Here is a 22,127-nt window from a genome sequence, read left to right as displayed (position 1 = left end):
GTTTGTTAGTACTGCATTTGTTTTCAATTATGAAATACCTCACTGAACTTTATCCGATAGTTTTTGAACTTTTCCTGAAACAGACTCTTGAAAAGCAAAACTAATTTTGACTTATCGAAAACAAAGAGGCATGCAACTAATAAAGATTGCTAAAGGCAATGTATAGCTGTCCATTACATAGAGCAAGGCTGGCTGTTATAATGTCGAATTCTCTTAAAGTAGATCGTAATCTCATACCGTTTATTAATTACATAAATTGAATTTAAAATGAAAAAAACACTCATTATTGTTACACATCCTGATATTAATAACTCAGTAATCAATAAAAGATGGCTTACTGAATTAGAAAAATATCCTGAAAAGTTTTATATACACCAGCTGCATCAGGTGTATCCGAATCAGCAGTTTGATATAACAGCAGAGCAAAAACTGGTGGAAGAACATGATCATATTATTTTCCAGTTTCCGTACTATTGGTACCATTCTCCGGCATTATTAAAAAAATGGCTGGACGAAGTGCTGACACGCGGCTGGGCATACGGCAGTACAAGCGGTTTTAAATTTAAAGGGAAGAAAGTGGCACTGGCTATTTCATTAGGACTGAAAGAAGAGCATTTACAGCACGGAACCGTTTTTAAATATACTCTTGAAGAACTGACACGACCATTTGAAGCCTTGTTTGATTACATAAAAGCCGAATACCAGCCATTTTTTGCTTATTACGGAATGACATTTGAACCTACTAAAGAGTGGATAGAAAGAAGTGTTCCGCTGTATCTGGATTTTCTGGATCATTTTAATTCCGAAAATGATCAAAAAAAGACTGCCTAACGTTGAAGGATAACATAATTTGATCTATATCAAAGAATAATATACGGTTACAAACGAACTTTGCATTAATAAATAATTAAAGTCATGCAAAAAAATAAAGTAATCAGGTTTCAGAATGTAGAACATTGTACACATCCGTATTCGGGATTAAACGGGCTAACTTTGCGATTTGACAGAGAAAAAGGTTCAGCGATATGAAATATCTATTTCTAGGTTTGGCAATCTGTTCACAAAATGGGCAGTGCCAGAACAAATCAGACCAGCCAAAATCCGCAAATGTAGTGTTGTACAAATTCAGATCAGATGTAACACCGGAAGAAGAACTTAGCTTTAAAAGCGAAATCCTGAAACAGCAGAGCATTTTTCCGGGCCTTATGCATATTGCTTTTGGAGAAAATATGGCAGACATAGCCAGCGGATTTAACCAGCCAGAAGCGACTAAGTTCAGGAATAGAAAACCATTAAAAGTATTCAGTAAAGTGAGTAGTCATAAGGAATTAGATACCAGTTGTATAAAACCGGTTTTAGAAGAAATCCTGGTGTTTGTTTAAACTCATTTTAAAAGTAGAAAAATGCCTTCTGATAACAAGGATTTTTCAATTTTATACCAAATCCGCACCGTTAATAAGAGCCTTAATTTTTACGAATTAAGGCCTTTTTTTGTTTTAATTATTTGTTAATTAGTGATTTACTTTAATTCTTACTGGAAATTTTGTAAAATCTAAGTGAAATTAAATACGTCTGTGAGTATTAGGTATTTGTAATTTTATTCTTAATTAAAAATATTTACAATCAAACACAAATACGTTATGGCAGAAATTAAAATCGAGAAGAAAAAACCTTTATGGCCATGGATCGTGGCAATTTTGTTAATCTCGGCAGTGGCATACTATGTCTTTATAAAAGATGACCAGACAGGAACTAACTGGAGTACAGAAACTGAAAACGCTGTGGGTACAGATACTCTGGCAGAGTAAGGAACATCAGGATCCCTTTTAGGGAAAATACTCTATAACATAAAAAAAGATAACTTATGGAAACTAAAGAAAGAAATTTATATCGACTGGATGAACTTCCTGATTATAAAATTGCTTCCAGCTATTCTGATGTAAGGGGCTGGAAAATAGTAGATTCAGATAACCGAACTATAGGTACTATTGATAATCTCTGGGTCAATAAAGACATGGAGAGAGTGGTTTATCTGGATGTTAAGGTTGATAAAAAACTAATAGAAGACAGTCATAAAGAGGTACACGATGCTATTGCTTATGACAATGGTAAAGAGTTTGTCTATAAGGACGGAAACAGTCATATTATTATCCCTATCGGATCTGTAAACATAAATAAAGACACAAAAATTGTTATGGCCAACGGTATAGGATATGATACATTTAGAAATACAGGCAGGTACAACAGCCAGTATAATTTTGACAGGGACTATGAACGAAACATAATGAAATCGTACTATCCTGCTCATGATTCCGGATTTAATGCTGATGATGACAATTTTTATAATAGAAGAGAATTTGAGAATCGGTAATGATTACTTTACTGCGGTATAATTTGTTTACAGTACTAAAATGATTAATTATGGAAACGGCGATTTTTGAATTAGAAAAGAAATACTGGCAGGGAATGGAGGATCATGTATATGAAACGGTAAAGAATCTTACTTATTTTCCGTGTACCATTGCGGGTAAAATGGTATATACAGCGTGGATGAAGCCAGTTTTAAAAAAATGTTCGAGTCCGGCAGCGGAGATAAAGTAAAGGTCCTGAGTTTTTGGGATGTTACATCGCAAAGACTGTCTGAAGGAACAGCTGTAACAGCTTATATAATCGAATTGCTGGACGCAAAAGAGAATAAATCAATGAAATGTGCCTGTACTTTTGTATGGATAGAAGAAAATAGTGATTGGTTTTGCGCTCTTCATACCGAAACTGAACTGGCTTAACAATAAGTCACAGATCTGGTTTTGCGTACTGAGATCGTTGAATGTTTAAGTGAAAGTAAAAAAGAACAATGTCTTTTAACAAATTGACAGGAACTAAGAGGTGACCGGCGGGATTGTCTGGAGCGCTAAATGTGGAAATTTAGTCATGTGAAACACTTTTCAGGTACCGGCCGGCTGCCGAAAAACTCCATAGCAGAAACTATGGAGTTTTTTAATGATTACAATGACCTCAGTTATCAGCTGATTTCTTTTTTTTGAAGTTGTTTTATAATTTCCTGAATGCTGCAGTGTAAGATATCGAGATTGTCAGCGGTCTCGGCTGTGAATTTTTTCTGATGCGCCTGTTCTTCAATAAAAGAAAGTTCTTTGCTCAGACTTTCCAGCAGGAAAAGATGCAGCCATGCCTGGAGTTGTTCGGCCGTTTGGAGAACCGATCTGAAATCCTGCTGAAAAATGGCTTCCTGGAGCTCCCTGAGTTCGACTGGGGCTTTTTGTATAAACTGCGATGTAACTTCTTTTTTCCAGCCAGGTTTCATAACGTCAGTCTTTTCAATTGCCGATAAATCTGCTTTGGGGGCAATAAAGCGGCGGCGTTCTTTTTTTAAAGCAGTTTTAATAGCTTCCAGAAGTTCATGCTGTTTAAAAGGTTTAGGCACATAACCGTCCATCCCCGCATTTAGACAGCGGTGCTGTTCACCGGCAAGAGAATGTGCCGTCATGGCAATGATGGGAATATCGTTTTTCATCTCGTGCCGAATATAATTGGTAGTCTGATAGCCATCGCGTACAGGCATCTGAAGATCCATTAAAACCAGATCATAGTGGTTTTCAGAAAGAAGTTTTATGCCCTGATCCCCGTTTTCGGCGGTATCGATTTCAAAACCAAAGCCTTTAATTACGTTTTGGGCCAGTTTCTGGTTTAAGCGGTTGTCTTCAAGGAGTAGTATTTTTAGCCTGCCCAGATCATTTACAGGAAGAGGTTTTGGAGTTTCTTTTTCATGAATTGGTTTTTTATAAGCAGCAGTGAAAAAAAATTCAGATCCCAAACCTTCGCGGCTTTTAACCTGTATTTTAGAATCGTGCAGTTCTACCAGCTGTTTTACAATACTGAGCCCTAAACCAGTGCCTCCAAACTTTTTTACAGTGTCTTCCCGGCCTTGTGTAAAGCGTTCAAAAATAGAATCGAGATGTTGTTTTGGGATTCCGATTCCGGTGTCTTTAACAGAGAAACGAATAAGATATTCATCTTTTGTTTCTCCTTTGTTTTTCACAGAAATTGTTACTTCGCCTTCAGTGGTAAATTTAAGGGCATTTCCTGCCAGATTTACCATTATCTGATTTAGTCTTCCCTGATCTCCTGTAATGATTTCCGGAAGCTCGGCATCGAGAAAAAGATTGAATTCGACATCATCGGCAGCTTTTACTTTGAGCAGGTCATACACATGTACGAGAGATTTCTTTAAATTAAAGGGCTGTTGCTCCAGAGAAAGCCCCCCTGATTCAATTTTAGAGAGATCCAGTATATCATTCACAATGAGTAACAGGTTTTCTCCTGCTGTCTGAACATCCTGTACAAAGACACGCTGCTGTTCGTTGAGCGGAGTTCCGGATAAGAGTTCGGTAAAGCCTATAACAGCATTAAGAGGTGTTCTGATTTCATGGCTCATATTGGCCAGGAAACTTTCTTTAGCGAGTACGGCACTTTCGGCAATTTTTTTCTGTCTGAGCAGTTCGTTATTTTTTATTCCAAGCTCCAGAGTGGTAATCACATGCCGGGCGACAATATAAAGTGCTCTTCGCTGGTTTTCATTCAGTGTACGGGGTTCATGATCGGCAGCGCATAAAACCCCCACTGCACAACCCTCCGGAGTAATGAGAGGCATTCCGGCATAGAATCTTATTTTTAAACCGCCTTTTACGTCCGGATCATCTCTGAAACGTTCACTGTGTAGTGTATCGTTGATTTCAACAAGAACAGAATCCATAATCGTATAACGGCTGAAGGTAATTTCCCGGGGTACGGGAGAGAAACCAAGTCCAATTTCTGATTTGAACCACTGACGGTTTTCATCAACAAAAGCGATATAGGCAATTGGCACACCGCAGATATAAGATACCAATGCTGTAGCATCATCAAATGCATGCCCGGGAAGATTCTCCAGCATGCTGCTGTAACGCTTTAAAATATCTTTACGTTCGGATTCATTATGAGTCTTGGAAAAAGGGGCGTTGCTCATGTCAGATAAATTAACTGTTAAGTTATAAAATGTTAATTACAAATTAGTTATATCCTGTAACTGTTGTTTTTATATAATTTACAGATTTAGTTTCTTCCTCACTTAAGCTAGGTAAAAAGAGGTGTAGCAAACCGGAAACTTACTCGATGGGTAAAGAAAACACTAAAATACTAAAAATCAGGTAAAAATACTCTTACTTATTTTTTTATTATTTATTTAATTTGTTGTGATACAATTCATTATGGTTTCAACTATTGAATGTAACAGGTGCAGGAAGTTAAGGAAAGCGGATGCTTTTTGTCTGATGAGTCGGTTATAGAGTAATAAATTAAGATAAAGTTATGCTGTCAGAATTTAGAATTTATACGATAGAAACTTTTAGGGAGTATATAATGAATACCCGTTTTTCCCGTAAAATATGGTTTTTGCAGAATCATCATACCTGGACACCCAGCTATAACCATATTCGAAGCGGGCGTGATGAACTTTTCTGGCTCCAATCGATGCGCAGAGATCATGTCGATAACAGAGGATGGTCTGACATTGGACAAAACATTACGACATTCCCTTCGGGGAAAATTGCCGTCTGCCGGCCTATAAATAGAATTCCGGCTGGTATTGCCGGTGCCAATACAGGTGCAGTATGTATAGAACATTTTGGAAATTTTGATGCAGACGGTGATGTCATGACCCAGCTGCACCGGGATACGATCATTGCCGTAAATGCTATTTTATGTAAAAAGTTTGATATAGTTCCCAATAGCTCTTTCATTGTTTACCATCATTGGTTTGATGCCAGAGGAAGACGATTTAGTCCGCAGCTTATAAATTCAGGAAGATCCTCGCAAAAGAGCTGTCCGGGTACTAATTTCTTTTTACAGGAATCGGATGATTTTAAAGGGAATACAATGTTGTCTGCAGAAGCTAATTTTTATCCTTTGATTCGTGATTGTATCGCTAAATTGAATGAAGAGCAGGCCTCGTTTGTAAGTATGGAAGTAACGGCTTCCGGACTCAATGTGAGGACAGGGCCGGGAACCGGATTTACGATTAGAAGAGTGTTACTGCGTGGTACAAAAGTGCAGGTATATGAACGCTTAAGCGGATGGAGCAGAATTAGTCAAAACCAGCAGGAATGGGTGTACACGAGGTATTTAAGAAGTTCCTGAATAATAGTTTGAAATAAAGATCAGAATAAATTGCAAATTTATCTGTAACTGTAGTTAAAACAGAATTCTGCAGATAGTATGAAAACCTGTTTTTCAGCCCATAGCAGCATAATTCTCATTCATAACATTAATTAGCTGTCTCATGTGTTTTTTTTAATTTTTCTTATAAGCAGACCCTAGTTTTACTATAACCGGAAGAATTAATAGCAGATTATTATGCTGAGCAGTTATATCGTTAAGAAATAAACCATAAAACAAACAAAATATGAGTAATTTACAAGACCACCACAAGAAAAAATTTATGGAAGTCAATGAACGTTTGGGATTTACTTCTAAAACAGAAGTGTTAAAATCATCGGTTAATGATGTTTTAGCAAAAAAAGATACCATTGTTTTTGGAGCAGATCATGTAAGCAGTGATATTGTTGGTAAAGTTATACCGGTTGCCACGATAGCGGATCTAAAAAAACTATCGGGTCTGCCGAATGACACTGATGACTCTCATGTTGATTACCCTGTAAGTACTTTAAAACTTGGCAAAGGAGAGAATATTAGTGATAGTATGAAAGAAGATATTAAGAAAGCAGCAACAGCTTACATTTTAGGAAATCCTGATAAGCTTAAAGACTATGAGGATTACATTAATGCAGCACTGTTTCCGGGTAAGGCACTGGCTTTTAGTGTGGAAGATTTATATATAAAGCAAGGGCAGACTGTTGTTTTAGGAAAAAGTGGTGAGACTGAGATCTACAATTTCGGAACCATTACTATTGAAAACGGGGGCTCAATTTCTGTAGTTGGAAATGTACAGTTAACCTGTCAGATATTTACACAATTGTAATTTAATAATTTAAACTTAAAACAACATGGCAGATAGAACACTAGAATTTATAGCTCCGGCGCCTTTGGTTCCGGTAGCACCTGATGGACAAAAAGGAGAAAAAGGAGATAGCGGAGATGACGGAGACAATGCTGCTGACTATAGATATGATGGCGGTAATTGTAAATATTATTGTGTAACCCCGCCTAAACGAGGTCAAGATGGCAAAAAGGGAGGAGAAGGCAAGCGGGGTACAGATGGATTTGATGGAAGTCCCGGACCAATTTCTGTCTTTAACTTAACAGATGTTATAGGCGATCTTACCATTATTGCCGGCGGGGGCAATGGGCAGTCCGGAGGAAGGGGAGGCAATGGCGGAGATGGCGGAAGAGGCGGCTATGGCGGTAACTGGAACCCGCAGAATATTGCTGACGGAAATATAGGAGCCAAATGTAATGATGGAAAAAATGCAGATAACGGAGCGCAGGGACCACAGGGTAAGGGAGGAGATGGCGGCAATGCGGGCAATGGCGGACCAGGAGCTCAGGTAATCATTTATCATGGGGTAATCACCGGAAATATAAAAGAGAAGATTGTTGACAGCCAGCCGGGAAGTGCCGGCAAAGGTGGTGAAACAGGCGGGAATAATGGCCAGCCCGGAAAAGTGGGATCTCCTTCTAAAATTACATTGATCCCGATATAGTAATAAAGTAAGTTTATATAATTTCAATATTCCCGGATACAAAGGTATTGGGCAGTTTATCTATTTATAACAATAATCTTAATGTTTTATGATAATAAATGATACATATTACAGCATTTATATAGCTAAGGCAGATAGTGACGGCAGTAATGGAGCTAATGGTGAGAATGGTAACAGAGGCAGCATTGGTGTTAATGGAAAGAATGGTTCACGCAGCGGCGGCTTGTTTCCAAAATGTACTTGTGCCGAAAATGGTGTACCAGGTGCTAATGGAGCAAACGGCAGCAGTGGAACAGACGGTGCTGATGGATTAAATGCTCCTCCCAGCTTTATTATGACCGTAACCAATTTTGTAATAAACGGTGCTGCTTTAAATATTTTAAGTCAGGCAGGCAATGGCGGTTATGGCGGTTATGGCGGTAACGGCGGTAACGGTGGTGATGGGGGAAATTCCGGTACAAATAATAGCAAATGCCTTAGTAATGGATCCTGCGCTTCGGCTGCCGGCGGCAGAGGCGGTAATGGAGGCAATGGTGGAAAAGGAGGCAATGGCGGAAAAGGAGGTGATGCAGGAAATGTTATGGTTTACTATTACAATTATTCTCTGGACATGACTAAAATAAGCTTAGGCACAAATCCGGGACAAGGCGGAAGAGGCGGAGATGGCGGTACCAGAGGTATTGGCGGCAAAGGTGGTGCAAATGAAGGCGGAATTATACATGCTTCAAATGGTAATAACGGAAGGGATTCGGGAGGAGGAAGTTCTGCATCAAATGGTGCTCAGGGAAAAGCTCTTTTACAAAAAAGATAAAAAACAGCTCTATGAAAGATATGGTTAGTTCTTTACAGGTTTTAATGGTACAGCTGGCTGCTCAGGCAGCTTTACCTACTCTTATAAATTCAGGTCCCCAGCTGCCAAATGGCTGGGCAGCGCTAAATATGTTTTCCAGCAGGGCTTTGGGAAATGTGACACCTGTACAAGGCTTTTTATCTGTCGGGCCTGTTAATGAAGATGGTGATCTTGCAGTCGCATTGTCGCTTGGTATTACCTGGAATGCATTTTACAGGGGTAACATATTGGGATTTTCAGGTTCAGATAGCAATCTAAAACCTCTTTCGTCAAGGATTATGGGCAGAAATGCTCCGCCTTCTGCGATGGTATTGTCGGTTTTTGCAGATGCTTATGCCCATGTGCAAAATGCTATATGGGATAGTCTAACTTATCTTGAAAAGGGAGGTTATAAGGATCTGCCTTTTTATATAACGGGTATGGGACCGGGAGCACCTATTGCCCAGATCTGTCTGCTGGATTTTAAAGAAGGAAATTCAGGTCCTGACAGGGAGCGTCCTCCTGCAAAACTGGCAGAAGGGTACACTTTTTCGGCACCGGCATTTACTAATCTTACATTTCAGACCTATTATAGCGCTTTAATAAGTAATAAGGCTATGCCTGAACAATATGCTGTATGGGCAGCAACACCAAGCATAAAAGCTGATTTTTTTCCAATAAATGGAGGTTTTTACCCGCTTGGCGCCATACAATATATAGAGGGGCTGGTTTTACCGAAATATGATGTTCCGTGGTGGAGCCGAAGTGATGTGTATTATTTGGAACAGCTTGGCGGAGAAGCAAGAAAAAACAGACCGATTCCGGTATCATTTTCGAATCTTCCGGCTGGATTTTCGCAAAACATGGCTTATATTTTATCATTATTGACAGCGGCAACTTATAAATGGGCGCAGCATCCGGGTTCCATAATAGATATTAATCCTTATACACTTTATAAAATTATAGGTGAGGACACCTGTTTTGCAGCTATTTTTCAAAGTTCCGATTCTGTTGTGGTAGCTTTTAGAGGTACTGTAAGTTTTAGAGAATATTACACGTATAACTGTAACTCTATTTTTGCCCCGGTTAGTTTTGTTGGTGACCCTTTAGCGGAGGTTCATGCCGGAACAGCAGCAATTTATAACCTGCCCGTTACAACAGGTGGTGCAGCCACAACATTATCAGCAGCCCTAATTACAGAACTTAAAGCTATTGCACCCGGTAAAAAATTGTATCTAACTGGACATGATATAGGCGGCGCAGCAGCCAGCCTTGCCGCAATGGATTATGCAATGAGTGGTTACGGCTTTAATGTAACGGCGCTTTACACATTTGGCAGCACCTTATTGGCCAATTTTGTTTTTGAAGATTATTTTAAAAATAATGCGGGTTCAAATAGTTATCAGCTGTTAAGGCTCAGAGATACTCTGTCACGTTCTATTATACAATTTGGCTTTTTCAGTCTGGTGAACCAGATTACGGTAAACGGACAACTTGAAACAGAAGAATTTACCTATCACTCGCTGGCAGGTTATATCAATCTTTTAAATCCGAACGGACCTTCTTCAATATCCCAAAAGGATTCCGATAGTACAACTTTAGAATTATAAGTTTATCTTCCTATGGAAAACACATTTTTTAATGATACAGAAACCTTTACAGCTGAGGATTTTGAAGAGAACAATGGTGTTACATTTTCTGGATTAGATCCTATTTTGGGCAGTCTGGGTGAAATGGTAGGTCTCCTTGATAAAAAAGAAGATCAGGACAATACCTATGACCTTAATAATGGCTGGTTTACAGACCCTATAGAAAATACTAAAAACGGGTTTACGGCAAATTCTTCTAATCTGGGGGATCTTCTGGGGCAGTTATTAGGTAAGGTTGGCGGCAATGCTTTGGGGATTCCGGTAAAAGATCCTGCTTTATTGGGTACATGGTATCCGGTAAAATATGATGATAAAAATACAGGTTTGTACTTTGTAACCTCCCAAAATGGTACAGAAACTGTTTTGGGCTTAGGTGTTTTGCATACCTGGACTGTAACATCAGAGAATCCGTTACTTAAAGTTAATGTCTGGGGGCAGATTCCTTTTTTAAGGATAGATAAGGGGCAGGTTAATATTACATTTGATAAAGCAGGATACCCAATTAACTTTGGGGTAGCCGTAGAAGGTGCAAAAGCCGACAGTTCTTTAATAGACATAAATGATGTTTCGTTTAATGGTGTAAAAGTAAACGCCAGTATAGATTTGGCTGCTGCCGTACCTTTTGATATTTCGGTTCAGGTATTAGCTCTAAAGCTTGCAGGAGATGCTAAACCTAGCGACCGTACTCTTGCAGATCTTGAAGCTATAACCGGCCAGCAGATACTGGAAACCGTATCCAGTCTTTTTGTTGGTGCTTTAAGCAAAGTATTTACAGACGAGACACAGCAGACAAGAATAGGTTATTTTCCGCCTTTAATGGGATTAACCTCCATTGTACCTAATTCCGACGAAAAATTACCCGTACTGGAATGGTACGAGTTGTTTAAGATCGCTTCAAATCCTGAACAATATCCTAATGGTGCAGCCACACCATTTTTAAATTGGTTTAATACTTTATGTGCCAATCCGGCACAATTAAAAACCTGGCTTTCGTGCCTGGGTGGTTTTATAAGCGGTACTGCGGTACAAGCTTCGGGAAGCGGTACCAGAACAAATCCTTTTGAAATCTCATTAATTAGTATTAATGATATTGGAAAACTAAACTTTACAGTAGGTACCGATGTAGTTCTGGAAGGTACCCGCTATTTTTATCCGGGAATTTCATTTGCGGGTAAAGACATTATACTGGGCGATTCAGATGTTGCACTCAGCATGGAGGCCGATCTGGAACTTGCAAAATTTCAGTTAAGCGGTAATACCATAACGGCCGATCCTGCGATAAATTTTCAGTTTAAATGCGGTCTTAATAATAAAACAGCAGGAGAACCTCTGTGTAAGTTCAATGAATACAGTTTTGGTAATCTCGAAGGCGGTATGTCCTTTGGTTTATCAGGAAGCGTAGTTCCTTATTTCAGGTTAAATAAGGTTGTAACGGGCTCCAGCTCTTTCGATACCATTAATCTGCTTTCTCCGTCGCAGTTAGCCAATGCCGGGGCATCATTATTAAGCGATGGTATTAAGACTCTGCTTGGAGTAACCTCATCTTCAACCAATACATTTGCCAATAGTGTAGCATCGCTTATAGGACTTACGAGTCCGTCTGGCGCATCAGACTGGCCTGCAGCATTAGCAGCCCCTTTTGATGCCGGGCAAATGATTAATTCGATAACAAATCCAATAGGAGCATGGGCAGGATATTACTTAGAGATCCTTAAATATGCACCGCTAGTTAATAATAAAACAGCATTTACCTATATAGTGCAGGATTTTGCACAAATGCTGAATGCAGCTTCAGGAAGTGAAACGATAGTGGTTACGGGTAAAGGTACTCCGGATTCACCATGGAAAGCAGGGATTTCTCTGGATAAGGTTTCTTTACCCGCATACTTAACAGCTTATAATACGAAGCTGTCCAATGGTGACACGAGACTGATTCTGGGTTTATCTCTTGAACCAGAGGTGGATCTCCCAGGAATAAAGGTTGTACCCGCAATAACGCTGGATTTTGTGAGTGTGGATTTTCCTTCAGGAGATTCCGGAAATAAACAGATAACAGCGAACTGGCTGCCGCTTATTGAAGCAAAGTTAACATTGCCTGATGGTTTTAGTACGCCAGAAGCTGCAGGTATATCTGTTAGTGTAGAAAAAGCACAGCTGTCTGCCGCATGGAGCAGATTTAATGGCTGGAACTGGTCCTTATTTGTAAATAAACCGGCTTTAAAACTGGACGGAGAGGACCTGGCTTTGGGGCAGGATCTTAATTTTGATGATCAAAGCGCACTGGAAGAGCTTGTAACAAATGGGGTAAAAACCTTTGGACCATTCCTTGTAGGAGCGTTAGGAGCTTTTTTAATGCGTACCCGTACAAGGGCTGGACTCTTTACAACGGGAGCTTTTGGCTTACTGACAGATCTTTCTAAATCGCCCGTTTTCCCGGCAGATTTCAAATGGGACGGCTTCACACAGTTTAAAATTAATAGTTTTTCGGCACCATGGACTGATATAAGAAACCAGATGGCCGATAACTTTAGCACAAATGATAAGGCGAAAAGTTTACTTGGACTGCTCACATGGACTATCAATACAGATTTGGAAACTCCTCCGGCTATAACAGGGAGCGGCAGTTTCATCGATCCGTATAAAACACCACTGCCTGAAGGTTTTGAAATACCGGTATGGTATACTGCAGCTAGTAAGGTAATAGGAGCCGGAATAGGGCGTAGTGATATCTACAACTACAGTGATTTTCAGTTTGAGCTTGAAACAAGGTTAAATGCTATAGAATATTCTTTAGATACAGGAGATTTTATTACTACAAACTGCCCGTCATTCAGTCTTTTAGGAACACTGTCAAAACCGGGTGAGCTTTTAGTAGACCTGCCGCTTAATGCGGGAAGTGTAGGCAGAGTGGTACTGGGATTAAATTTAAGTATTGCTGATTCGGCTATACAATTTGAGCCTGTAATTACCATGCTGGATGTTACGCTGGCAGGACAGGATAAAAGAGATTCCTTAACACTCAAAGAGATTTTGAGCCCTGATTTTGCGACAGGACTTCAGCAGGCATTTTATACCATATTGAGCAATGCAGTACAGACCGCTGCTATTCAGGTAGAAGATGTAGAGGGTTTTAAAACGGCTTATGACCTGCTTGCTATATTGGGTCTGGTTAATACCCGAACCGGGAAAGATGATCTGTATACTATAAATACAGCAGGCTGGAATGCCTTGTTAGCTAATTTTGATACGTATATCCAATCACAGCTTTCATCGTTGTTAACAAATGTTGAATCCAGAAAACAGCTGTTTACGTTTTTAGAAGAGATTTTCGATATTAAAATCCCTGATTTTCCCAAACCTCTCCTGGATTTGTTAAATGGTTTAGGGATATGCGGTCCCGCTTCCGAAGGATACCCATTATATCCGAAAGCCCTGCTTGAAATAGCTTCTAACCCGGTCAGCAGTATACGTGACAGATTTGAAAATTTATTTACGGATACGGCATTATTACAGGCACTTACCAGAGAACTGGTTCAGGATATTCAGCCGACACAATGGGGTAACTTCACTTTTAGTACAAACAGCAGCGGCGTAGTAACCCTGGCGGTATTACCTAAAGACGCTTTTCAACTGGGAAGTTTTGCAGAATTTAGCGGAAGCCTGAGTCTGGACCTTATTAACAGGTCTATGCAATGCACACTTAACGCTTATTGTCCTGTATTGCAGCTTGCATTAAACAATACTATAAACTTAAGATATCCATTAACAACAGAGGATATTTTTACTTCAAAAATAATCTGGGGCGATGGCAGCAGACCTGCTGCGGAGGCATTACAGCTATATCCTTTTAAAGGAGAAGATTTTGTCAGCCAGCTATCTAAAATTGCCCCGGCCTATGTGCTTAATGTTCTTTTAAATGCGGTACTGGAAGACGGTTTATTAGAGAAATATCCTTTCTTACAGCAGGTATTTGAGGGACTTGGTCTGGCTAAAAAAAGCGATAGTCCTCAAAATAAAGATCTTTTACTGGCAGCATCAAATAGCCAGAGCTGGAGCATGGAGTCTATACTTGGACTTCTCAAAGATCCTCTGCCATGGCTGCTGTCAGACAGTGTATTGGGACATAACGGAAGATTTAATGTGGGGTCGTTCGTACAGCTGTTAAGTAACTTACCCGAGGTATCTACATCAAACGGCATAAAAGCAGCTCCCCTTAAAAATGGTATAAAGATCTCAGGACTGCCTTATGATCTGGCTATAGAACTGACAGGAGATAACGGACTGGCTTCTTTCCAGTTTGGTACTGCCAAGATAGATATTGCCGGCGGGATGGCAGTACTGGACAATCTTAAGCTAAAAGTAGATCTTGATGCCAATTTCCAGCCTGCATTTTCGGGAGGAGTAGACATCTCTACCAAAGCAGCAGATTTTCCGTTTTTTGTGTCAACGGGTTTTGACAGGGAGTTTTTATTGAAAATAACAAGAGGTACTCCGGAAAAACCGGAGCCTTTAAACCTCCAGCTGCTGCCGTTTTTGGGATGGGGAAATATAGCGGGACAGGCGGCAGGAATGGCTTCTGTAACCCTTATAAAAGATCTTACGCCTAAACTATTAGAAGCTTTGGCAAAAACAGGAGCAAAACCTTTTATAGATAAAATGACAGGTTTTGCAGCGGCTGTCGATGTAAATACTCTGTCCGATGCGTTACTGCTTATACTGACGCCGCAAAACTTTATAAACAAAACGCAGGCAGAACTTCTTCAATTAATTGAAGAAGCGGGATTAAGCTGGCTGAAGGACAGGTTTAGTGCTGAAAATGCCCCGGCAACCGCTGCTGCTGTAAAAACATTACTGGATACCGTTTTACCTAATCAGATTAGTACCCATAAAGGTCTTGTGTTATTCTCTCCCGGAGAGAATATGCCTGTAATAAAAGCAGGCTTAAACGACAGGAATATGCTGGGTTTATGGGCCGGACTTGAAATGCCTTCATTAAAGATTGTTAACATCGCTATTGAAGATACAGGAGCTGGTATTGATATGGGCACCGGCAAGTTCGATTTTAACTTTGGGCTTAATGTTATGGTACCTGTAGAAGGTACTTCGGGACCTTCTATAAATCTGGAATATGTTTCAGATAAAGGATTTGTATTATCTCTGGATCCTCTTACTAATAAAACAGAAACAGGTTTAGTAAATTCAAATCTTGAAAGACAGCTTTTACCGGAATTCTTCCCCGGACAGGGCGAATTATCCGACAGGATGGCCGACTGGATATTCAGCGTATTTAAAAATGTAGTGCCAAGATATGTATCGGCATTGGTTCTTAATCAGGACAGTGTACATACATGGCTGGAATCACCTGTAATCAGTACAGGATCGGGCGTGCCGACACCTGCAGTGCTTCTGGAAGCCGCTTCGCTTATTAACAGTGAAGGCAGTGCACCAAAAAGATATTACCTTAACTCGTTTGACAACCTCAGCCATATAACCCCGCAGGCTTTCTTTGGCAACCTGCTTAAAACACTGATGCAAAATGAAATTACGATCCTTACATTTGGCACAGATAATAAATCGAAAATAACGATAGGACCCGAGCCCGGTAAATCAGGCAGTTATGGATTACATCTTTTTGCGCCGGATCTTAAAATTGCGGCACTGTCCAATATCGTATTACAGCTGGGTGATAAAAATGATGACTGGGTAAAGGGCAGCGGTGGAGAAGTAGGAAATCCCGGTATAGGTATCTATATACCTATTACAGTAGATGCTGTAACCAATGAAATAGCGGCCGATTTTAGCAGTATAAACCTTGTACTGGATAATGTAGGTTTTGACATTGTAGGTACCAATGGTAAACCTCTTGTAAACTTTAGCAGGTTTGTAATAGATGCCATAAAACCAAGAGTATTATTTGACCTGAATTTAAACGGTGGTAATCCTGAAGTAACATTTGGAGCAGGAGTTACACTAGAAGATATAGGAATTTCGTTATCGCCTTCCGGAATGGCATCCGGAGGAAGTGAAAACCCTATTGCGAGTAATCTTTTAGGATCAGGTGATGAAAAAAGCGAAGGCAACCCGCCAACCAATCCTACTTTTTCTGTAACAGCGGCTTATACTAATGAATTATATATTAACCTTAAGAGCAATACGGGCAGTGGTACCGAAATTATACTGCCAGTTCAAAGAGCATTCGGACCATTGTTTGTAAACAGCCTTGGCTTGGGCTGGAATGGTAAAGAAGAAGAAAAAGAGTATCTGCTGCATTTCCTTTTCTCAGGAAGTGTAGAACTGGCCGGGTTAAAAGCAACTTTAATAGGACTGGATGTAGGTTTACCAGTAACAAAACCAGCCGATTTTGGATCTTATACTCTTGATCTGCAGGGACTGGATATAAGTTTTAGAGGAGGAAGTGTAAGTCTTGACGCAGGTCTTCTTAAGCAGACTAATCCGTTTTTATGTTATAATGGTACAGCGGTGATTAAAGGAGGATCTTTTTCTTTAATGGCTCTGGGATCTTATGCACAAATTCCGGTATCCGACAAAAAAGGAGCAGACACGGTTCCATCGTTATTTGTATTTGGAGTATTAAATGCTCCGCTTGGAGGACCGCCGGCATTTTTTATAACGGGTGTGGCTGCCGGTTTTAGTTACAACCGTTCTATCCAGATTCCTTCTGTTGAGGATGTACAAAGCTTCTTATTGGTTAAAGGCGTTGCAGAAGGCAGTTTTACAAGTAATGATCCGGTTAAAGCTCTTACCGATCTTTCGGAGGTAGTAAGACCAGAAATAGGACAGTACTGGGTAGCGGCCGGATTAAAATTCAAATCGTTTGAGCTTATTACTACAGTGGCCTTACTGTTCCTCAGTTTTGGTAAAGAATGGGATATTAACCTGCTTGGGCTGAGTTATGCAACGCTGCCGCCTGTTGGAGATAATAAGGATTCCGGTGCAGCACTGGCTTATTTTGAACTTGCAATTAAAGTTTCCTTTAAGCCTGGAGAGGGAATTATATCGGCAGAAGCGAGGTTAACACCTAATTCATTTGTATTAACTAAAGACTGCAGGGTAACAGGAGGATTTGCTTTTTATTTATGGTATAAAGATATAACAACAAAAGACTATAAAATTGCTGCCGGGGATTTTGTAATTACGCTTGGCGGATATCACCCTGCGTTCAACAAACCGGTTTATTATCCGGATGTACCGCGCTTAGGCATGCAATGGAAGATGGATATTGCGGTAGGCAAGATAAGTATAACCGGAGGTGTATATTTTGCGCTCTGCCCTACAGCAATTATGGCTGGCGGTTACCTAAATGTAAGTTATGAGCTGGGGCCGCTTAGCGCATGGCTTAATGCTTACGCCAACTTCCTTATAGAATGGAAACCTTTCTATTTTAATGTAGGTATTGGTATTACGGTTGGAGTATCTTTTGGTGTAACCATTGCAGGAATATCGATAACCCTTAGAGCAGAACTTGGTGCCAGACTAAATCTCGAAGGTCCGCCTACACATGGCTCTATAGAAGTTAACTGGTACGTAATTTCATTTACAATTCCTATTGGAAGAGGTGAGAATAACCGAAATGACAACCAGCTTACCTGGGCAGCATTTGAACAAAGCTTCCTGCCGCAAACAGAACCGCAGCAATCTGCTTCAGAAAACTTAATGTTTAAAAATGCAGTTGATCCTGCACAACAGATTGTAAAATGGAACGCAGATTCCGGCCTGCAGAGCACTAATGCAGACAGTCCGGTATGGATGGTAAACCCGGTTCCGTTCTCCGTTTCAGTTCAGTCAGCGATTCCTGTAAATTTACTTACAGTGAGCAATTCCGAATTTGAGGAGAGTGGTATGGCAGTAGGAGTACGTCCGATGGGATATATTGATAACCTTAAGGCCCCGATTACTATTTCAATAGTTGACGGAGCAGGTAATGAAATTAATCTGTCTGAGAGAGAAATAGCAATGACAGCTATAACAAACGGGGCGCCTTCGGCATTATGGTCGAAAGAAATGCTGGATAAAAATCAGGCACCAAATGCAGCAGGTATGCTTATAGAAGGAGCATTGTTTGGATTAACCATAAATGTAAATCGTTATGTAATTCCAAAAAACCTGCCGGCTTTTGATATTGGTAATTTAAAATATGACAATAATGCGGTTAAACTATTGCCCTATGCTTTAGTACCCAATTATCCTCCTGCGCTGCGTTATCCTGACCAGAACAGGTCTTATACCATAATCAGGGAGTCTGTCATGAATAGTGATGTAATTGCAAAACGTAATGCGGTATTTGCTGCATTAAGAGCAAGCGCTATAAATGCACCGGACAGTCCGGATCTTTCTGTAATGGCCTTTGCCGCCGAAATGATACTCCAGGATCTTCCGGTTATTGCAAGACTGGGTATTTACCAAAATGGCGGGCAGGCGGAAAAAGGTACACCGCGTGCAGCCGTAAAAGCACTTAAAAAAGCAGCTGTTTTAAATAGAGAAGTGAGACAGCCGGTATTGCAGGGTATTTTAAAAAGATACGGTACGAGAGCTGTGTTAAAAAGCAAAGGAGATACAAATTCATTAGATGCCATGCCGCTCTACTCAGGGAATGTAAGGGCCAAATGGTCAGACAAAACTGCAGAGCCTTCTGCTCAGAATGAAAGAGAAACTGTTTCTCCTGATTTTATAACGGTTCATGACGGAGGTATAGCACTTTGGGAAACAGATGTAAACAGTGTGGCTACTGTGAAAAATGAAGGAGGTCTTCCTGTTCTGGTATTTACTTTCAATAAATACGGAGAGATAACCAGTATGAAATATTTTGAATCGGGATCAATATATACCCTTCCTGCCTTTACGGCACAGGTAGTAGTACAAGGTTATGGGCAGAATGCTGATAATACCGCAGGCTGGCAGAAAGATACCCTGCTTTCTAAAATAAATCCGGTCTGGGCACTGACAGACAGGGCATTGATCAGGGTACAAAACAGCCAGAGAATAGCGATTCCGGGAACTAAGCGACACATGGGATTAATTGACACCGGAGATCTTTTAAAGAACAATAAGGTTATGGGCGTAAACGGTTTAGAACCAGGATGGATACAATCATTATTTCCTGTTTCCAGTAAGTTTATTGCCGTAATGACAGAAAGTATAATGGAAGGCGACGATGATCTTTTAGTAACAATAGCGGCAGGAGAGATTCCGTTAAAAACCGGTTTAAGCAGCTATGAGAAATCATACATCAAAAACGGCAAAACTACTTTTGTTTATGCTGTTCCGGAAGCTAAGCCTGAAGATTCTTATTATGGAGTGATTGCAAAACCAGGCAATCCCGATTTAAATATTATAGGTATGTATGGACTGAGTGATATAGAAGAAATTTCGGGACATATTTGGGAAAAACTTTCCCTTAATTACGGTGCCATAGATCTGGAAGCCAATAATAATAAATCAAGTGCAATACAAATAACTGCTAAATAACAAAACGATGAGTACCAGCATTATAACACAACCGGATACTGTAGGAGTTGGAGAAATTCGTTTTTACGATTATATCCAGCCTCCTTTACCTGCCGGAAATTATACCTTAAAGGCAAAGCAGGAGGTTCTGGGAGTCACTGACGGAAAGGATCCGTCCTATGTGTCCGATCAGCCATTATTAGTTAATGGTCCGCGATTTTCTATAGATCCCGGTAGTATCCATACTTTATATCCGCCGGCAAACCAATTAGGTAATTACGATAATTCATTACCGCATATGGTGTTTAATAATTTTTCGCTGCCATGGTCCCGCGAAATTAATCCTCCCGTAACCGAATCGGAAAGAAGTTTGAGGTTTGACAAAGCAATGGGAGATCCGGCCCAAATTAACCAGATCCCCTGGATTGGCCTGTTAACAGTATACCAGGATGATATCGACTCAAAAAAAGTTCCAGATCCGGTAGTGATGACGGTTGACGAAATGCTGACGCCGGCATCAAAAGTATTACTTCCTGTATTAGGAAAAGTACCTAATGGCAGTGATTCGCTTACGGTAATGGATTTTGATATTAAATATTTTCAGGCAATAGCACCCACTATAAAAGAGCTGCCTTTTCTGGCACATGCAAGAGGAGTCAATACAGGAGGTAAAGTAATGCTGGGTATGAACGACGATGGCTGTTTTTCTGTAGTAATAGGAAACAGGCTGCCTAAAGCAGGGGTAAAAAATCATATTTTTTTAGTTTCCTACGAAGGACATCAGGATCATTTGAGTCCGAATAACGTAGAGGGTTACGATAAGATAAGACTGGTAACACTTGGATCATGGCAGTTTACCTGTAATGAGGCCAGAGCCAGTTTTAAAACATTAATGGCCGATTTGTGCCTGGAAGGCAGAGGCGGTGTAAGTCTGCTGCAATTACCAAAAGAGGCAGAAACAGATACCAATACGCTGGCTCGGGAAGCTTTGGAAATAAGCTATGTACCACTGCAGAATAATATGCGTGAAGGAGAAACATCAACTTCATGGTATCGGGGACCATTGGTAGCAGCACCTACCAAAAGATGTTTTGATTATGGCCCTTATTTATATAGTGATCATGCCATTCATTATGATCCCGAATTTGGATTATTTAATCATGCGTATAGTTCGGCATGGCAGATCGGACGTCTGCTGGCTTTATCGGACGGTACTTTTGCCAACGGGCTTTTTAACTGGCGTAATGCCTATTTAGAATCACTTATCAGACAGTCTAAAAATGAAGGACTAAAAGCAAAAGCCATGATAATTGGGGCTGTAGATAAAAAAGAGGCAAATATTGTATCGGGTACAGTAAACCTGTTTACAAATAAGTTTAAAAAAGTCGAATGGCCTGAATTTGAAACCCGTAAAGAAAAGTTTTTAGGAGATCATTTACCGGGTGTTCTTAATAATAACGATGTTAAAGCACTAATTGAAAGTGATGATGATCCACTTTTGGAGCTTGTAAAAAAAATAAAAAACTAATGTTATGAAATCCTGGGCCAATAGAAAAACGCTGCATAAATCAATAGCAAAAAGTATAATGAATGCATCTGTCGGAAAAAAAGACAGTGATGCACCCGAACTGCCGGATGATCTTGCCAGATGGCTGTCGCAGCTTACACTTTTGTATGGGGTGCCAACAGAGTATCTGATTCCCGATCCAAGAATGCTGCCAACAGAATCCCTAAGATTCTTTTTTCTGGATAGAAACTGGCTGGACAGACTTGTAGACGGAGCTCTAAGTACGGGGGTGTTATCATCCAGAGATCAGGTATTTACACAGGCTTTTTTTGAACAGATTTATGCTCAGGTAGATGAATTCCAGTTAAAGTTAAGGTCTGATCTTCGTAATGAAGCTTTAAAGACCAATACTACTGGAGGAACTATTTCAGGATTTATTTTTCGTTCTCAGGTAGTTTCAGGATGGCCGGGAATAGAGGTTAATGCTTATCAGGATGATACTCTGCTTACTATAGTAAGAATGGACCGGCTTTCTCCTAATGTACTGCTTTGTCTGTTTTATGGAGTACCGGACAGAGTTGACTTTTCTGAACCCGCCGAAGGACTGCATTTTGGGATAACAAGGGAAGAAAGTGCGCAGCGTTTTGAGGTATCCATGAGAGGATTAGGGTATCCGTCTCAGGAAGAACATCCTGCCGGAAAACAGATAGGAAGTGTCACAGCATCCGGAACCATGAGGCAGGATAAGGAACCGGGGGTTGTAGATATAGGTGCACTTGCAGACTCTATTACCAAAACGCTTTCAGCAAATAATGCTCTGGAAAACAATACGCTTACTCCCGGCGGTTTTGCTATACAGCTCACGCAGGGGGCAGGCAGACAGTCGTATCAGATAAAAGACGAAAAAGGAGGACAGTATCCTCAATGCAATTATACAATTGACAGTATTAAAACGATATAAT

The 22,127-nt window shown here is 40.3% G+C and carries 15 protein-coding genes; 14 read left to right on the top strand and 1 reads right to left on the bottom strand.

Going from position 1 to position 22,127, the window contains the following annotated elements; all coding sequences use genetic code 11:
* Nucleotides 1-267 precede the first annotated feature (267 nt).
* The 6 genes from ACODST_RS03165 (at nucleotide 268) to ACODST_RS03140 (ending at nucleotide 2,786) form a co-directional block, all read left to right on the top strand.
* Entirely contained in the window at nucleotides 268-831 is a 564-nt protein-coding gene (locus ACODST_RS03165) for an NAD(P)H-dependent oxidoreductase (RefSeq protein ID WP_488930663.1), read from the top strand.
* A gap of 194 nt (nucleotides 832-1,025) precedes the next feature.
* Complete coding sequence (locus ACODST_RS03160; protein WP_488930662.1) at nucleotides 1,026-1,382, top strand: Dabb family protein; 357 nt, start codon at nucleotides 1,026-1,028, stop codon at nucleotides 1,380-1,382.
* Nucleotides 1,383-1,640: 258 nt separating this feature from the next.
* On the top strand, nucleotides 1,641-1,808 hold the full coding sequence (locus tag ACODST_RS03155) for a hypothetical protein (protein WP_488930661.1): 168 nt from the start codon (nucleotides 1,641-1,643) through the stop codon (nucleotides 1,806-1,808).
* 56 nt (nucleotides 1,809-1,864) lie between these two features.
* Entirely contained in the window at nucleotides 1,865-2,371 is a 507-nt protein-coding gene (locus ACODST_RS03150; RefSeq protein WP_488930660.1) for a PRC-barrel domain-containing protein, read from the top strand.
* Between the two features lie 50 nt (nucleotides 2,372-2,421).
* Entirely contained in the window at nucleotides 2,422-2,601 is a 180-nt protein-coding gene (locus ACODST_RS03145; RefSeq protein WP_488930659.1) for a hypothetical protein, read from the top strand.
* The gene (locus tag ACODST_RS03140) at nucleotides 2,571-2,786 is read left to right on the top strand and encodes a hypothetical protein (protein ID WP_488930658.1); all 216 of its coding nucleotides are present in this window, start codon (nucleotides 2,571-2,573) and stop codon (nucleotides 2,784-2,786) included. Before ACODST_RS03145 ends, ACODST_RS03140 begins: the two co-directional genes overlap by 31 nt.
* A gap of 236 nt (nucleotides 2,787-3,022) precedes the next feature.
* Here the strand turns inward: ACODST_RS03140 and ACODST_RS03135 are convergent, their stop codons facing one another.
* Complete coding sequence (locus ACODST_RS03135) at nucleotides 3,023-5,023, bottom strand: GAF domain-containing hybrid sensor histidine kinase/response regulator (protein ID WP_488930657.1); 2,001 nt, start codon at nucleotides 5,021-5,023, stop codon at nucleotides 3,023-3,025.
* A 341-nt stretch (nucleotides 5,024-5,364) separates the two neighbouring features.
* On the opposite strand from ACODST_RS03135, the gene ACODST_RS03130 reads away from it, so the two are divergent.
* From ACODST_RS03130 to ACODST_RS03095, 8 genes are all read left to right on the top strand, one after another.
* The gene (locus ACODST_RS03130; protein WP_488930656.1) at nucleotides 5,365-6,192 is read left to right on the top strand and encodes an SH3 domain-containing protein; all 828 of its coding nucleotides are present in this window, start codon (nucleotides 5,365-5,367) and stop codon (nucleotides 6,190-6,192) included.
* Nucleotides 6,193-6,457: 265 nt separating this feature from the next.
* A complete protein-coding gene (locus tag ACODST_RS03125) occupies nucleotides 6,458-7,033 on the top strand; it encodes a hypothetical protein (protein WP_488930655.1) in 576 nt (191 codons plus the stop codon).
* 25 nt (nucleotides 7,034-7,058) lie between these two features.
* A complete protein-coding gene (locus ACODST_RS03120; RefSeq protein WP_488930654.1) occupies nucleotides 7,059-7,715 on the top strand; it encodes a hypothetical protein in 657 nt (218 codons plus the stop codon).
* A gap of 88 nt (nucleotides 7,716-7,803) precedes the next feature.
* Nucleotides 7,804-8,526 carry a hypothetical protein gene (locus tag ACODST_RS03115; RefSeq protein WP_488930653.1) on the top strand — a complete coding sequence of 241 codons (723 nt, stop codon included), beginning with the start codon at nucleotides 7,804-7,806 and terminating at the stop codon, nucleotides 8,524-8,526.
* An 11-nt stretch (nucleotides 8,527-8,537) separates the two neighbouring features.
* Nucleotides 8,538-10,154, top strand: coding sequence for a lipase family protein (locus tag ACODST_RS03110; RefSeq protein ID WP_488930652.1), 1,617 nt, complete (start codon nucleotides 8,538-8,540; stop codon nucleotides 10,152-10,154).
* Between the two features lie 12 nt (nucleotides 10,155-10,166).
* Nucleotides 10,167-19,679 carry a DUF6603 domain-containing protein gene (locus ACODST_RS03105; protein WP_488930651.1) on the top strand — a complete coding sequence of 3,171 codons (9,513 nt, stop codon included), beginning with the start codon at nucleotides 10,167-10,169 and terminating at the stop codon, nucleotides 19,677-19,679.
* A 7-nt stretch (nucleotides 19,680-19,686) separates the two neighbouring features.
* Entirely contained in the window at nucleotides 19,687-21,186 is a 1,500-nt protein-coding gene (locus tag ACODST_RS03100; RefSeq protein ID WP_488930650.1) for a hypothetical protein, read from the top strand.
* Nucleotides 21,187-21,190: 4 nt separating this feature from the next.
* Nucleotides 21,191-22,126 (top strand): hypothetical protein, encoded by a 936-nt coding sequence (locus tag ACODST_RS03095; protein ID WP_488930649.1) that lies wholly within the window; start codon nucleotides 21,191-21,193, stop codon nucleotides 22,124-22,126.
* The last annotated feature ends 1 nt before the right edge of the window (nucleotide 22,127 follow it).

It is taken from the genome of Flavobacterium sp. FG19 (assembly GCF_057809475.1).
The sequence above is the reverse complement of the archived record's forward strand: the minus strand, read 5'-3'. Positions and strand labels throughout refer to the sequence as shown.